The sequence below is a fragment of the Nocardioides caricicola genome (assembly GCF_039541135.1).
Taxonomy (GTDB): domain Bacteria; phylum Actinomycetota; class Actinomycetes; order Propionibacteriales; family Nocardioidaceae; genus Nocardioides; species Nocardioides caricicola.
The window spans coordinates 243,303-257,401 of sequence record NZ_BAABFQ010000005.1; the positions used below are offsets into that span (position 1 = coordinate 243,303).

Consider the following 14,099-nt stretch of genomic DNA (forward strand, 5'->3'; position numbering starts at 1 on the left):
TTACTCGAGAGGTACGTCGAGGGCGGCTCGGGTCCCCGTCCCTGACGGCACCGGACCGAGCTCCAGCTGGCCGCCCAGCTCCGACTCCACGAGCGTGCGGACGATCGACAGCCCCAGGCTGGTCGACGCGTCGAGGTCGAACCCCTCCGGCAGCCCCTTGCCGTCGTCGTCGACGGTCACGTGCAGCCGGCCGACGATCCGGCGCACCGTGAGCACGATCTCCCCGGCGGTCTCCGGGTCGTCGTAGCCGTGCTCGACCGCGTTCTGGAGCAGCTCGGTGAGCACCATGGCCAGCGCGGTCGCGGACTCGGAGGGCAGCTCTCCGAACGTGCCGTCGCGGCGCACCCGGATCCGCCCGCCCTGGTCGCTGACGTCGGTGACCATCCGGCCGAGGGGGTCGACGATCTCGTCGAAGTCGACCCGCTCGCCGACCGACTGGCTGAGCATCTCGTGCACGAGCGCGATCGACCCGACCCGGCGCACGGCCTCCTCCAGCGCGAGCCGGGCGCTCTCGGAGTCCATCCGGCGCGCCTGCAGCCGCAGCAGCGCGGCGACGGTCTGGAGGTTGTTCTTCACCCGGTGGTGGATCTCGCGGATCGTCGCGTCCTTGGTGACCAGCTCCCGGTCGCGGCGGCGCAGGTCGGTGACGTCGCGGACCAGGATCAGCGCGCCGATGTGGTCCCCCGCCGGTCGCAGCGGGATCGAGCGCACGATCAGGGAGACGGTGTCCGTGCCGATCTCGGTGTCGCGGTGCGCGCGGCCGCCGAGCACCGCGCTGAGCGTCTCCTCGTCGGGCCGGCGCCGCGGCGGTACGAGGTCCCGGGTCAGCTCGGCCAGCGACAGCCCCGCCAGGTCGCCGGAGAGGCCGAGCCGCCGGTAGACCGACAGCGCGTTCGGGCTGGCGTAGACGACCCGGCCGACGTTGTCGACGCGCAGGAAGCCGTCGCCCACCCGCGGGGTGTCCGCGTGGTCGCTGCGCTGCCCGGCCGCCGGGAAGTGCCCGTGGGCGATCATCTGGGTCAGGTCCGCGGCGGTCTGGAGGTACGACAGCTCGAGCCGGCTGGGCGTGCGCACGCCGAGCAGGTTCGTGTTGCGCGCGACGACCGCGATGATCCGCCCGGCCCGGCGCACCGGGATGGTCTCCACGCGCACCGGCACGTCGTCGCGCCACTCGGGGTCGCCCTCGCGGACCAGCCGGCCCTGGAGGTACGCCGCGTCGATCAGCGGCCGCCGTCCGATCGGCACGAACGTGCCCACGACGTCGTCGACGTACGCCGTCGGGCCGGTCGTCGGGCGCATCTGCCCGGCGGCCCAGAACCCCTTCCCCTCACGGTCGGGGAGCCACAGCACGAGGTCGGCGAAGGACAGGTCGGCGATGATCTGCCAGTCCGCCTGCAGCAGCTGCAACCAGGCGACGTCCTCGTCGTCCAGGTCTGTGTGGCTGCGCACCAGGTCGGTCATCGTCGGCACGCTCGCAAGGCTAGGTGCTCCCCCTCCCCATCTGGACACGTGGGCAGCATTTGGCATGCTGGGGGCCATGTCCGGGGCGTACTGGCAGCAGGTGCACGCAGACGGACTGGCGGTACCGACCGACCGGCCGCTCGACGAGCTGACCGCCGAGCTGACCCGGATGCTGGGTGACCCCGACCCCGCCAAGCGCGACGGCACCGCCTACCCCACGCTGACCACCTGGGTGGCCCGCGGCGTGTACGACGACCTGCTCGCCGGGCTGGGCGACGGGATGGCCATCGGGCTCGGGATCGGCCTGGGCGACCAGGACACCGACACCGTGTTCCGGCGCAGCTTCTCGGCGCTGGTTCTCGGCGAGTGCATCGCCCGCGACAACCGGCGGCCGCTGCTGCCGGGCGGCAAGATCCTCGAGTGGGGCGACCGGCTCTCGACCTGGCTGCTGCGCGAGCGCGACCTGCGCGGGTTCGTGCCCGGCAAGGGCTGGGCGCACGCGGTGGCCCACGGTGCCGACACGCTGGCCACGCTCGCCGGGTCCCCGCACCTGGCGACCCCCGAGCTGACCGTGATCCTCGACGTGGTCGCCGACCGGGTGCTGCTGCCGGTCGACCAGCTGTTCACCAGCGGCGAGCCCGACCGGCTGGCCCACGCCACGATGGCGGTGCTGCGCCGCAACGTCGTGCCGCTGCGGGTCCTCGAGCCCTGGATCGCCCGGCTGGCCGCGTCCGCGAGCACCCGGGCGTCGTACGACGAGCGCGACCCGTACCTCGCCGGCGGCAACGCCGAGGCGTTCCTCCGGGCGCTGTACCTGCAGCTCTCGCTCGGCGCGCAGCCGCCGCAGATGCGCTCCGACCTGCTGCTGGTGGTGGTCGACGCGCTGAAGTCGTCGAACGCCGCCTTCCTCAGACCTACGGGTGAGTAGCCTTCGGGCATGTCCTCCGAACTGACCGGTCATGCCGGCGAGCTCGCCGTCTCCGTGGCCCAGGCGCACGGTGTCGAGACCATGTTCACGCTGTCCGGCGCGCACGTCTTCCCGCTGTACGACGGCGCCGTCAAGGCCGAGACGCCGATGCGGCTGCTCGACGTCCGCCACGAGCAGACCGCGGCGTTCGCCGCGGAGGCGACCGGCAAGCTGACCCGCGTGCCGGGCCTCGCCGTGCTCACCGCGGGCCCGGGTGCGACGAACGGGCTCAGCGCGGTCGCCCAGGCCCAGTTCGCCGGCTCCCCGATGGTGGTCGTCGGTGGCCGTGCCCCGCAGAGCCGCTGGGGCACCGGCGCCCTGCAGGAGCTCGACCAGCCGCCGATCTTCGCGCCGGTGTCGAAGCTCGCCCGCACGATCCCGACCGCCGGCGAGGTGCTCGACGGCATGCACGAGGCGTTCGTGACCGCTCGGTCCTCGCACCGCGGCCCGGTGTTCGTGGACGTGCCGATGGACGAGCTGTTCAACTCCGCGACCGGCACGCTCCCCGAGGTCGTGCCGAGCCGAGGCGCCGACCCGGACCCCGACGCCGTCACCGCGATCGCCGGGCTGCTCGCGAGCGCCGCACGCCCCGTGCTGATCCTCGGCACCGACGTCTGGGCGGACCACGCCGAGGAGGCCGCCCTGCGCTTCGTCGAGTCGGCGGGCGTCCCCGCGATCACCAACGGGATGGGCCGGGGCATCGTCCCCGGCGGCCACCCGCTGCTGGTCACCAAGGCCCGCAGCCACGCGCTCAAGCAGGCCGACCTCGTGGTCGTGGTCGGCACGCCCCTGGACTTCCGGCTCGGGTACGGCGTCTTCGGCGACGCCCAGGTCGTGCACGTCGCCGACTCCGCGGGCCAGCTCTCGGCGCACGCCACGCTCGCCGGCTCCGTCTCCGGCGACCTGTCGTCGGTGTTCGACGGGCTGCTGGAGGCGCTACGCGCCCCCGACTGGTCCGCCTGGGTCGGCGAGCTCCAGGGCGCCGTCGCGGCCGCCGTGGAGCGCGACGCGGCCCTGCTGGGCGCCGAGGCCGACCCGATCCACCCGGCCCGCATCTACGGCGAGCTGGTCCCCCGGCTCGCCGACGACGCCGTGGTCATCGGCGACGGCGGTGACTTCGTCAGCTTCGCCGGCAAGTTCGTGGAGCCGAAGCGACCCGGCTGCTGGCTCGACCCGGGCCCGTACGGCTGCCTCGGCGCCGGCTTCGGCGCCGCGATCGCGGCCCGCCTCGCGCGCCCGTCGTCCCAGGTCGTGCTGCTCCTCGGCGACGGCGCCGCCGGCTTCTCGCTGATGGACGTCGACACGATGGTGCGCCACGGCCTTCCGGTCGTGATGGTGATGGGCAACAACTCCGCGTGGGGCCTGGAGAAGGGTCCGATGCAGATGCTCTACGGGTACGACGTGATCGCGGACCTGGCCCCGAGCACGGGCTACGACGCCGTCGTGCGCGCTCTCGGCGGGGGCGGCGAGACCGTCACCGACCCGCGCGAGGTCGGTCCGGCGCTGGACCGGGCGTTCGCGTCGGGTGTGCCGTACCTCGTCAACGTCATCACCGACGTGAACGCGACGTACCCCCGGAACAGCTTCGGTGTCTGACGTCAGCCTGCGCCGCGCCACGCCCGCCGACCACGAGGCGGTCGGCGCGGTCACGGTCGCGGCGTACGCCGAGTTCCACTCCGCCGAGGGCGACTACGTCGAGCGGCTGCGCGACGCGGCCACCCGCGACCGCGAGGCCGAGCTGTGGCTGGCCGAGCTCGACGGCTCGGTGGTCGGCACCGTGACCATCACGCCCGAGGGGTCGCCGTGGCGCGAGATCGGGCGGCCCGGCGAGGGCGAGTTCCGGATGCTCGCGGTCGCGCCGTCCGCGCGCCGCCGGGGCGTCGGCGAGGCGCTGATGCAGCTGGTGTTCGACCGCTTCCGCGAGCTCGGCGCCCGCGCGATCGTCCTCTCCAGCCTCGCGGAGATGACGTCGGCGCACCGGGTGTACGAGCGGCTCGGCTTCACGCGGCTCCCCGAGCGGGACTGGTCGCCCGTGCCGGGCGTCGACCTCATCGCGTTCCGGGCGGAGCTGTGATGGAGGCGACGCTGAGATTCACCGTGACGTCCGCCGACACGGCCGAGGCGGTCGGCTCCGGCAGCCTGCCGGTCCTCGGCACGCCGCGCCTGCTCGCCTGGTGCGAGGCGGCCACCTGCGCCGCGATCGACCCCACGCTCCCCGAGGGAGCCACCAGCGTCGGCACCCGCATCGAGCTCGAGCACGTCGCCGCCAGCGCGGTCGGCCAGGAGGTCGAGGTGACCGCGTCCGCGTCGTACGTCGACGGCCGGCTGCACCGGTTCACCGTCGGCGCCCGCAACGTGGGCGGCAAGGTGATCGGCACCGGCGAGGTCACCCGCGTGGTGGTCGACGTGGAGAGGTTCATGAGTCGGGTCTGACGGTGCAGGTTTCCCCGGTGGGCCGGGGAAACCTGACGTTCTCGGCCGAAACTTCACCCCAGAACGTCAGGCTTTGCCCGAACACTGGTGCTGGTGGGACGCCCGCGTGGTGGTCGACGTGGAGAAGTTCATGAGTCGGGTCTGACGGCGCAGGTTTCCCCGGTGGGCCGGGGAAACCTGACGTTCTCGGCCGAAACTTCACCCCAGAACGTCAGGCTTTGCCCGAACACTGGTGCTGGTGGGACGCCGATTCGCGCCGGGCACCAGCATTTGAGAGACTGACCCTTGGCCTTCGGGCCACGGACGTCTCGATCAGGAGGAAAACCATGGGCAAGACCGGCCGCAAGCGCCGCGCTCGCAAGAAGAAGGGCGCGAACCACGGCAAGCGCCCCAACGCCTGAGCGCAGTACCGCTTCAGAAAAAGCAGAACCCCCGGACCATCGGTCCGGGGGTTCTCGCGTTGCTGAGGACGTCAGCCCTCGGTGACCTGGATCTGGACCTGGACCTCGCGGATCCGGAACAGCACCTTCTGGCGCAGCTCGTCGGGTGCCGCCTCGGAGCAGGAGCGCGCGACCACGGACTTCACGGTGCGCTGGAGGTCGTACTTCTCCAGGCACGGGTTGCACGTGTCGAGGTGCATGCGGACGGCCGAGCAGTCGGCCTGGTCCAGCTCGTTGTCGAGGAAGTAGACGATCTGCTCGAGGAAGTCCGCGCACTCGCTCGCGGTCGGCTCGTTGTCGTGGGTGTGGCTCACGACGCACCCCCCTCGGGGCCGACGGGCAGCAGGTCGTTGTCGCGCACGTAGTCCGAGAGCAGGTCGCGCAGCTGGCGGCGGCCGCGGTGGAGCCGGGACATGACCGTCCCGATCGGAGTGTCCATGATCTCGGCGATCTCCTTGTAGGCGAAGCCCTCGACGTCGGCGAGGTACACCGCGAGCCGGAACTCCTCGGGCAGGCGCTGCAGCGCGTCCTTCACCTGGGAGTCGGGCAGGTGCTCGAGCGCCTCCATCTCCGCGGACCGGAGCCCGGTGGAGGTGTGCGACTCGGCACGGTGCAGCTGCCAGTCCTCGACGTCCTCGGACATCGACTGCTGCGGCTGGCGCTGCTTCTTGCGGTAGTTGTTGATGAAGGTGTTGGTCAGGATCCGGTACAGCCAGGCCTTCAGGTTCGTGCCGGGCTTGAACTGGTGGAACGACGCATACGCCTTCGCGAAGGTCTCCTGGACGAGGTCCTCGGCGTCGGCGGGGTTGCGGGTCATCCGCATCGCGGCGGAGTACAGCTGGTCCAGGAACGGCAGCGCATCGCGCTCGAAGCGCGCCGACCGGTCGGCCTCGGACTCGGTCGCGAGGTCGACGATCTCAGGGGTGGGGTCAGTTGGGTCTGTCATCGTCTCCCAGACTATCCCCGACGGGCGTTCCAGCACGGCCAGCATGTCGGGTCAACGCGTCAGGCCGAGCGCTCATTCCCGGTCACCTCGCGCACCAGCCACTCCAGCGTGGACTCCACGATGATCTCCAGCGCGACCTCCTGGGAGACCGGAGCGGTCTTCGCGACCTTGAAGGAGTGGTCCGCGGCGGGGACGACGGCGAGGTCGATCTCCTGCGGGAACTCCTCCGGCCGGCCCATGGTGTCCTTCTCCCCCTGGACCACCAGCGTGGGCACCCCCGCGCCGCGCAGCTCGTGCAGCCGCGACTTCTCGGGCTTGCCCGGCGGGTGCAGCGGGAACGCCAGCGCCAGGCAGCCGGCGGCGCCGAGCGTGGACGCGCAGCGAGCCGCCGAACGGGCGCCCGCGGAGCGGCCGCCGACCACCAGCGGCGCGGTGCTGCGGAGCTGGTGCGCAGCGGCGGTCAGCCCGGCGTCCAGGGTGGGCGGCGGGGTCGCGACCTTGCGGCCGGCGACGCGCCACGGCTGCTCGAGCCGCACCACGGTGAAGCCGTTGCGGGGCAGCGACGTCGCGAGCGCCTCGAGGTCGGCGGTGTCGATGCCGACGCCGGCGCCGTGGCTGAGCAGCAGGGTGGCGTACGGCGAGCGCGCGCGGTCGGTCACGAGCCGGGCCTCGCCGTGCGGGGTGTCGATGCGGCGCTCGGTCACAGGTCCTCCAGGGGCAGCGGCTCGAGCAGCTCGGGCCCGTTGTTGCGGACGTTGCTCACCAGCGTCGAGACCGGGTAGGCCTCGAGCATCCCCGGCGCCGCGGGCACCAGCAGCCCGGTGTCGCCGCCGGAGCGCGGGTCGAGCCACTGCGACCAGCGCTCACGCTCGACCATCAGCGGCATCCGGTCGTGGATGTGGCCGACGGAGTCCTCGGCCTCGGTCGTGATCACCGTGCAGGTCCACCGGAAGCGGTCCTCGGCGTCGTCGGCCTTGGTGGGGTCGCGCCAGATCTCGTAGAGCCCGGCCATGGCCAGCACCCCGCCGTCCTTGGGGCGGATGAAGAACGGCTGCTTCTTCGGCTTGCCGGCCTTCGTCCTCTCCTCGGTGGGGTACCACTCGAAGTAGCCGTCGGCCGGCAGCAGGCAGCGGCGTACCGCGAAGGCCTTCTTGTACGCCGGCTTCACCGCGACCGTCTCCATCCGGGCGTTGATCATCCGGTTGCCGATCGCGGGGTCCTTGGCCCAGGACGGCACCAGGCCCCAGGTCAGCACCCGCAGCTGCCGCTCGGGCGGCTCCTCGGACTCCTTCGTGGGCGGCCGCTCGACGACGGCGTACACCTCTTTGGTGGGCGCGACGTTGTAGTCGGCCTCGAGCGGCGCGGGAATGCGCACGTCGGCGATGTCGAACTCCTCGACGAGGTCCTCGGGGCGACGGCTCGACGCGTAGCGACCGCACATGCGGCCACTCTAGAGCCAGGCGCCGTCAGACCCGGGTGAGCTCGTCGAGCAGCGCGGCTGCACCCGCGTCGGTCTCGGGCAGGCCCTCGATCCAGACCCGCGCCTCGACCATCTCCCGCAGCAGGCCGACCCGCCGCGCCATGCGGTCGTCACGACCGGTCAGCACGACCACACGGCCGGCACCGACGTGGCCGATGGTCTCGGGGCCGGGGAACACGGTGCGGGCGGTGTCGCCGACCCGGGCGACCCGCATCGAGCGGGTGAGCACGTCGTCGTGCTCGTGCTCAGGGGCGGCGACCACGACCAGGGCGTGCTCGGCCGGGGCGGAGCCGCGGTAGACCTCGGAGACCCGGCTGCGCAGGTGCGCCAGGCTCGCCAGGCCGGTGAGCGGGTCGTCGCAGGAGAGGCTGTGCAGGTAGCCGAGCGTCGCCTCGCTCCACGCGACGCTGAGCGCGCGGACCTCGTAGTACGTCGGCTCGTCACCGCGAACGAGCGCACTGGTCTCGGCGAGCTGGTCGAGCGCCTCGGCGAGGGACAGACCGTCGCGGGCCAGAGCGGCTCCGGCGACCTCGCAGGCCGAGGAGGTGCCCGACCCCGAAGCAAGGGTCTCCCCCACTGCCTCGAAGCGCGGCGGCAGTGCCGCACGCTGCTCCGAGGACAGCTCCCCCCTTGCTCCGGGGTCGCCCGTGGCCCCACATCGTCCGCGACTCGCGAACCATCCCACGGTGGCCCCCTCACTTGGTCTGCGGCGATGAAACGGGGCGCCTCGCGAACCGTGACGCGGAACTCAGAGATTTTTTCGTTCCTTTTTCCGCCCTCCGGCGTTGGTGGGTTGTGGCCAGCCATATTTCGACCATCGACGGGCCGAGCGACGGGGAGCTGATCTCCGCCGTTCGCAGCGGCGACGTCGACGCCTACGGCGAGCTCTTCGCCCGGCACGTCGAGGCCGCCCGTCGGCTCGCGCGGCAGCTCGTGCCGGCCGGTGACGTCGACGACCTGGTGTCCGAGGCGTTCGCGAAGGTGCTCGTCGTCCTCCAGCGCGGCGGCGGCCCGGACCTCGCGTTCCGTGCGTACCTCCTCACGGCGGTACGCCGCCTGCACGTCGACCGGATCCGCTCGACCGCGCGGCTGCACACCACCGGCGACCTGACCCCGTTCGACCCCGGCATCCCCTTCCGCGACACCGCCGTCGAGGGCTTCGAGAGCGCCGCCGCGGCCCGCGCGTTCGCCTCGCTCCCCGAGCGCTGGCAGCTGGTGCTCTGGCACACCGAGGTCGAGCAGCAGAAGCCGGCCGAGGTCGCCCTCCTGCTCGGCATGACCGCGAACTCCGTCTCCGCCCTCGCCTACCGCGCCCGCGAGGGGCTGCGCCAGGCGTACCTCTCCATGCACGCCCAGGACGTCGACGAGGACGCCTGCGCGCGCACGCGCGCCGCGCTCGGCGCCTACGTCCGCGGTGGGCTCTCGCGCCGCGACAGCGCGCGCGTCGAGGAGCACCTGGAGAAGTGCCGGCGCTGCGCGGCCCTCTACCTCGAGCTCACCGAGGTCAACTCCCGCCTGGGCGCCCTGCTCGCCCCGCTGCTGCTCGGCAGCGCGGCGGCAGCGTACGTCGGCGCCTCCTCCGCGGGCGGCGTCGGCGCGGCGGCCGGCACGGTGACCGTGCTGGCCGGCCGGGCGCGCGACGCCGTCGTCACCTACGGTCCGACGGCTGCGGTCGCCGGCGCGGCAGCGGCGGTCGTGGCCGCCGGGCTCTTCGTCACGGTGCGCCAGGACCGGCCCGACCAGCAGATCGACAGTGCCCCGGTCGTCACCGACCTGCCGGCCGCGTCGACCACCGGCCCGGTGCTGCCGGCCGAGCGGGTGAAGGTGGACCCGGCCGCCGCCGCAGGCGCCGCGCCCGCGCGGTTCGCCCCCGCGCCGACCGCGAGCCCGGACTCCATCGACCCCGGGACCGGGCCGGGCACCGAGCCGACGGACGGCCCCACCGCGGGCCCCACCGGCGGGCCGACGGGCGGGCCGACGGGCGGGCCGACCCGACAGCCCAGCGAGCAGCCGAGCTCCGAGCCGACGGTCCCGCCGCAGTCGCCGCTCGCCCAGATCGGTGTCGAGGCCTCGATCGGGCCCGACGGCATCGGGGTCGGGGCGACCGTCGGCGTCCTCGGGCTGCCGCCCCTGGTCATCGACGCCACGGTGCCCGCTCCCGCATTGCCCTGACGCTCAGTGGGTAGGAGGTACCCATGACCGTCAGCAGACTGATCGCCCGCCCCATGCTCGCGTCGATCTTCGTGGTCGGCTCCTCCGCCGCCCTCAAGAACCCGTCCGCCGCCGCCACGAAGGCCGAGCCGGTGACCTCCCGGCTGGTGCCCGCGATCCGCAAGGCCGGCGTCCCCGTGCCGAACGACACCGAGACCCTGGTGCGGATCAATGCCGGGGTGCAGATCGGCGCAGCGCTGGCGCTGGCGACCGGCCGGATGCCGCGGCTGTCCGCGGCGGTGCTCGCCGCGTCGCTGGTCCCGACGACGGTCGCGGGACACCGGTACTGGGAGCAGGACGACCCGGCCCAGAAGACACAGCAGCGGCTGCACTTCTTCAAGAACATCTCGGTGCTCGGCGGCCTCGTCATCGCCGCCGGTGACACCGACGGCAAGCCCGGCGTCGCCTGGCGCGCCCGGCGCGCGGCCAAGGACGCCCGCCGCGAGGCAAGACGACTGGCGAAGGACGCGCACCTGCGCCACTAGGCTTCGGCGGGTGACCGACGCTCAGCATGACTCCTGGCAGGACCCCTGGCCCGCGCCCCGCGCCAGCAGCCCTGTCGACGCGATCGTGTCGTTGCCCGGCAGCAAGTCGCTCACCAACCGTGCGCTGGTGCTGGCGGCGATCGCCGACGGCCCGTCCGTCGTACGCCGCGCGCTGCGCTCGCGCGACACCCTGCTGATGGCCGGCGCGCTGACCGCGCTCGGGTCGGCCGTGGACACGTCCGGCGACGACTGGACGGTCACGCCCGGGACGTTCACCGACGACGCCACCGTGGACTGCGGCCTCGCGGGCACGGTGATGCGCTTCGTCCCACCGATCGCCGGGCTGTCGACGGGGACGGTGGCGTTCGACGGCGACCCGCACATGCGCAAGCGCCCGATCGGCGAGATCCTCGGCGCGCTGCGCGGCCTCGGCGTCGACGTGCCCGGGGACGCCCTGCCGTTCACGGTGCGTGGCTCCGGCTCGGTCCGCGGCGGCACGGTGGTGGTCGACGCGTCGGCGTCGTCGCAGTTCATCTCCGCGCTGCTGCTCGCCGGGGCGCGCTACGACGAGGGCGTCGACGTGCGCCACGACGGCAAGCCGGTCCCCTCGCTCCCCCACATCGACATGACGGTCGCGATGCTGCGCGAGCACGGCGTGGACGTCGACGACTCCGAGGCGAACCGCTGGCGGGTCGCGCCCGGACCGATCCGCGCGGCCGACCACGTGATCGAGCCGGACCTGTCGAACGCGGCGCCGTTCCTCGCGCTCGCGGCGGTGTCCGGCGGGACCGTGACCGTGCGCGACTGGCCGCGGTCGACCACCCAGGCCGGCGATGCGCTGCGCGACATCCTGACCACGATGGGGTGCGAGGTCGCGTTCACCGACGAGGGGCTGGAGGTGACCGGGAGCGGCACCCTGCTCGGCCTCGACGTCGACCTGCACGACGTCGGCGAGCTCACGCCGGCGGTCGCCGCCCTGTGCGCCCTGGCCGAGGGGCCGTCGCACCTGCGCGGCATCGGGCACATCCGCGGCCACGAGACCGACCGGCTCGCGGCCCTCGCCACCGAGCTCGGTGGCCTCGGCGCGGACGTCACCGAGCACCCCGACGGACTCAGCATCGCCCCGGCGCCCCTGCACGGCGGGGTGTTCCACACCTACGCCGACCACCGGATGGCGCACGCGGGCGTGATCGTCGGCGCCGCGGTCGAGGACGTGCTCGTGGAGAACATCGGCACCACCGGCAAGACGTTCCCCGACTTCGCGCGCTTCTGGTCAGGGCTGATCCCGTCGTGACCGGCAGGTACTCCGACCACGACGTCGAGCACTACGACCGTCCCCGTCGGCGTACCCGTCCGCGCACCAAGGAGCGTCCCGCCTACGACGACGCGGTCGACGGCGTCGTGGTCACCGTCGACCGGGGGCGCTTCACGCTGCTCATCGACGGCCAGAAGGTGATGGCGATGAAGGCCCGCCCGCTGGGCCGCAAGGGCGTCGTGGTCGGCGACCGGGTCCGGGTCGTCGGCGACACGTCCGGCGACGAGGGTTCCCTGGCCCGGATCGTCGAGGTGCGCGAGCGGGTGACCACGCTGCGCCGCACCGCCGACGACGACGACCCGGTCGAGCGGGTGATCGTCTCCAACGCCGAGCAGCTGGTCGTGGTGACCGCGCTCGCCGACCCCGACCCCCAGCCCCGGCTGATCGACCGCGCGCTCGTCGCGGCGTACGACGCGGGCATGCAGCCGCTGCTGGTGCTCACGAAGGCCGACCTCGCCGACCCCGAGACGCTGCTCTCGACGTACCGCTCGCTCGGCGTGCCGTGGGTCGTCACCCAGCGCGGCGGCGACCTGACCGAGGTGCGTGAGCGGCTGCACGGGCGGACCAGCGTGCTGGTCGGCTCGAGCGGTGTCGGCAAGTCCACGCTGGTCAACGCGCTGGTGCCGACGGCCTACCGCGACGTCGGCGTGGTCAACGCGGTGACCGGCCGCGGGCGGCACACGTCAACGTCGGCGTTCATGCTCGAGCTGCCGGACGGTGCCGGCTGGATCATCGACACCCCGGGGATCCGCTCCTTCGGGCTCGCGCACGTGCAGCCGGAGCGGCTGATCGAGGCGTTCCCGGACCTCGACGAGATGACCGAGGACTGCCCGCGCGGCTGCACGCACGGCACCGACGAGCCGGAGTGCGGGCTGGACGAGGCCGTCGAGGCGGGCACGGCCGACCCGGACCGGGTCGCGTCGTTCCGGCGGCTGCTGGCCGCGCGGAGCGAGCCGGCGTACTAGTCCGTCAGCCCCAGACGGCGCGGGCGCCGGCCTCACCGGTGCGGAACACCCACACCAGCAGCACGACCGACGACACCGCGAGCAGCACGTCGAGCACGACCCGCAGCGCACCGGTGCGGCTGTGCAGCCAGCCGGACAGGACCGCGACCGCCCCGAAGGCGAGGCTGACCCAGAGCAGCTGCTCGCCCAGCTCCTCGTGCTCCTGGACCTGCGGGAGCTGCCGCAGCTCGGACCTGCTGTCGAGGAAGTCGCCTCCGGAGAAGTACGCCAGGACGAGCGCGCCGGTCGCGACCACGGCGAGCACGACCATGGGCCAGCGCATCACGTCGCGCCAGCGTGGGACGAGGTAGGCGAGCGCCGCGAGGGCCGCGAGGGGGCCGAAGATGACCGCCGCGTGGACGACGAGCGGGTGAAGTGGGAGGCCGTTGATCTCCATGACTCGTACACGGTCCACCACCGCGGAGCGTTCAGTGCATAGGCTGACGGCGTGTCGACTGACTACACCGACGATCTCCGGCTGGCTCACGTCCTGGCCGACGACGCGGACTCCCTGACCGAGGCGCGCTTCAAGGCGCTCGACCTGCACGTGATGAGCAAGCCCGACCTGAGCCCGGTCACCGACGCCGACCAGGCGGTCGAGGAGAGCATCCGGCGGACGCTGTCCCGGGTCCGCTCGCGCGACGCGATCACCGGTGAGGAGCAGGGCTCGACCGGGCACAGCCAGCGGCGCTGGGTCATCGACCCGATCGACGGCACCAAGAACTTCGTGCGCGGCGTGCCCGTCTGGGCGACGCTGACCTCCCTGGTCGTCGACGACGAGGTCGTCCTCGGCGTCGTCTCCGCACCGCTGCTGAACCGGCGCTGGTGGGCCTCGTCCGGCAACGGCGCCTGGACCGGGCGCTCGCTGCTCAAGGCCACGCGCTGCCAGGTCTCCGACGTACGCCGGCTCGAGGACGCGTCGCTGTCGTACGCCTCGCTCTCCGGCTGGGAGGAGCGCGGCCAGATGGAGGACTTCCTGACGCTGATGCGGCGCTGCTGGCGCACCCGGGCGTACGGCGACTTCTGGTCCTACATGCTCCTCGCGGAAGGGGCCGTCGACATCGCCGCCGAGCCCGAGCTCGAGGTCTACGACATGGCGGCGCTCGACATCATCGTGCGCGAGGCGGGTGGCCGCTTCAGCTCGCTCGACGGCACCGACGGCCCGTTCGGCGGCAACGCGCTGGCGACCAACGGCCACCTGCACGAGGCGGTGCTGTCGTTCCTCGGGTCGATGCCGCACGACGACGACGACCCGGACTCGCGGTCCACCGGCCCGGGGTCGGTGTCCGACCTGCGGATGCACCGCTCGCGCGAGTGAGCGCCCGAGACTGACCCTGTACGCCGGGCCTGCTCGCCA

Annotated in this window: 17 protein-coding genes; 10 read left to right on the top strand and 7 right to left on the bottom strand. The window is 73.1% G+C overall.

All coding sequences use genetic code 11. The features are described 5' to 3' along the window. Complete coding sequence (locus ABD875_RS09510; protein WP_425576190.1) at positions 1-1,461, bottom strand: sensor histidine kinase; 1,461 nt, start codon at positions 1,459-1,461, stop codon at positions 1-3. Positions 1,462-1,525: 64 nt separating this feature from the next. Between ABD875_RS09510 and ABD875_RS09515 the strand changes: the two genes are divergently transcribed. The 5 genes from ABD875_RS09515 (at position 1,526) to ABD875_RS22600 (ending at position 5,262) form a co-directional block, all read left to right on the top strand. After that, positions 1,526-2,389 carry a DUF2785 domain-containing protein gene (locus ABD875_RS09515; RefSeq protein ID WP_345173804.1) on the top strand — a complete coding sequence of 288 codons (864 nt, stop codon included), beginning with the start codon at positions 1,526-1,528 and terminating at the stop codon, positions 2,387-2,389. Between the two features lie 9 nt (positions 2,390-2,398). After that, positions 2,399-4,024 carry an acetolactate synthase gene (locus tag ABD875_RS09520; protein ID WP_345173807.1) on the top strand — a complete coding sequence of 542 codons (1,626 nt, stop codon included), beginning with the start codon at positions 2,399-2,401 and terminating at the stop codon, positions 4,022-4,024. Beyond that, positions 4,017-4,502, top strand: coding sequence for a GNAT family N-acetyltransferase (locus ABD875_RS09525; RefSeq protein ID WP_345173810.1), 486 nt, complete (start codon positions 4,017-4,019; stop codon positions 4,500-4,502). The genes ABD875_RS09520 and ABD875_RS09525 overlap by 8 nt, the downstream gene beginning before the upstream one ends. Positions 4,503-4,525: 23 nt before the next feature. After that, a complete protein-coding gene (locus tag ABD875_RS09530; RefSeq protein WP_345173812.1) occupies positions 4,526-4,861 on the top strand; it encodes a thioesterase family protein in 336 nt (111 codons plus the stop codon). Positions 4,862-5,187: 326 nt separating this feature from the next. Then, on the top strand, positions 5,188-5,262 hold the full coding sequence (locus ABD875_RS22600; RefSeq protein ID WP_369759046.1) for a 50S ribosomal protein bL37: 75 nt from the start codon (positions 5,188-5,190) through the stop codon (positions 5,260-5,262). 71 nt (positions 5,263-5,333) lie between these two features. On the opposite strand, the gene rsrA is transcribed toward ABD875_RS22600, so the two are convergent. From rsrA to ABD875_RS09555, 5 genes are read right to left on the bottom strand one after another with little or no spacing between them, the layout of a single operon-like run. Continuing rightward, positions 5,334-5,615 (bottom strand): mycothiol system anti-sigma-R factor, encoded by a 282-nt coding sequence (rsrA, locus tag ABD875_RS09535; protein WP_345173814.1) that lies wholly within the window; start codon positions 5,613-5,615, stop codon positions 5,334-5,336. Continuing rightward, the gene (locus tag ABD875_RS09540; protein WP_345173817.1) at positions 5,612-6,247 is read right to left on the bottom strand and encodes a sigma-70 family RNA polymerase sigma factor; all 636 of its coding nucleotides are present in this window, start codon (positions 6,245-6,247) and stop codon (positions 5,612-5,614) included. Before ABD875_RS09540 ends, rsrA begins: the two co-directional genes overlap by 4 nt. A gap of 59 nt (positions 6,248-6,306) precedes the next feature. Further along, positions 6,307-6,951: an alpha/beta hydrolase family protein gene (locus tag ABD875_RS09545; protein WP_345173819.1), complete on the bottom strand. Its 645-nt coding sequence runs from the start codon at positions 6,949-6,951 to the stop codon at positions 6,307-6,309. Continuing rightward, entirely contained in the window at positions 6,948-7,688 is a 741-nt protein-coding gene (locus tag ABD875_RS09550; RefSeq protein WP_345173821.1) for an SOS response-associated peptidase, read from the bottom strand. The genes ABD875_RS09545 and ABD875_RS09550 overlap by 4 nt, the downstream gene beginning before the upstream one ends. 25 nt (positions 7,689-7,713) lie before the next feature. Next, the gene (locus ABD875_RS09555) at positions 7,714-8,304 is read right to left on the bottom strand and encodes a hypothetical protein (RefSeq protein WP_345173823.1); all 591 of its coding nucleotides are present in this window, start codon (positions 8,302-8,304) and stop codon (positions 7,714-7,716) included. 218 nt (positions 8,305-8,522) lie between these two features. Between ABD875_RS09555 and ABD875_RS09560 the strand changes: the two genes are divergently transcribed. Genes ABD875_RS09560 through rsgA form a run of 4 tightly spaced genes read left to right on the top strand, consistent with a single transcriptional unit; the run spans position 8,523 to position 12,703 of the window. Then, positions 8,523-9,899 (top strand): sigma-70 family RNA polymerase sigma factor, encoded by a 1,377-nt coding sequence (locus tag ABD875_RS09560; protein ID WP_345173825.1) that lies wholly within the window; start codon positions 8,523-8,525, stop codon positions 9,897-9,899. Positions 9,900-9,922: 23 nt separating this feature from the next. After that, positions 9,923-10,423, top strand: a complete 501-nt coding sequence (locus tag ABD875_RS09565; RefSeq protein ID WP_345173828.1) for a DoxX family protein — start codon at positions 9,923-9,925, stop codon at positions 10,421-10,423. A 10-nt stretch (positions 10,424-10,433) separates the two neighbouring features. Next, complete coding sequence (gene aroA / locus ABD875_RS09570; RefSeq protein ID WP_345173830.1) at positions 10,434-11,717, top strand: 3-phosphoshikimate 1-carboxyvinyltransferase; 1,284 nt, start codon at positions 10,434-10,436, stop codon at positions 11,715-11,717. Further along, complete coding sequence (gene rsgA, locus ABD875_RS09575) at positions 11,714-12,703, top strand: ribosome small subunit-dependent GTPase A (RefSeq protein ID WP_345173832.1); 990 nt, start codon at positions 11,714-11,716, stop codon at positions 12,701-12,703. Before aroA ends, rsgA begins: the two co-directional genes overlap by 4 nt. Before the next feature lie 4 nt (positions 12,704-12,707). On the opposite strand, the gene ABD875_RS09580 is transcribed toward rsgA, so the two are convergent. Continuing rightward, on the bottom strand, positions 12,708-13,139 hold the full coding sequence (locus tag ABD875_RS09580; protein ID WP_345173834.1) for a DUF2231 domain-containing protein: 432 nt from the start codon (positions 13,137-13,139) through the stop codon (positions 12,708-12,710). Between the two features lie 51 nt (positions 13,140-13,190). Between ABD875_RS09580 and ABD875_RS09585 the strand changes: the two genes are divergently transcribed. After that, positions 13,191-14,060 carry an inositol monophosphatase family protein gene (locus tag ABD875_RS09585; protein ID WP_345173836.1) on the top strand — a complete coding sequence of 290 codons (870 nt, stop codon included), beginning with the start codon at positions 13,191-13,193 and terminating at the stop codon, positions 14,058-14,060. Positions 14,061-14,099 lie beyond the last annotated feature (39 nt).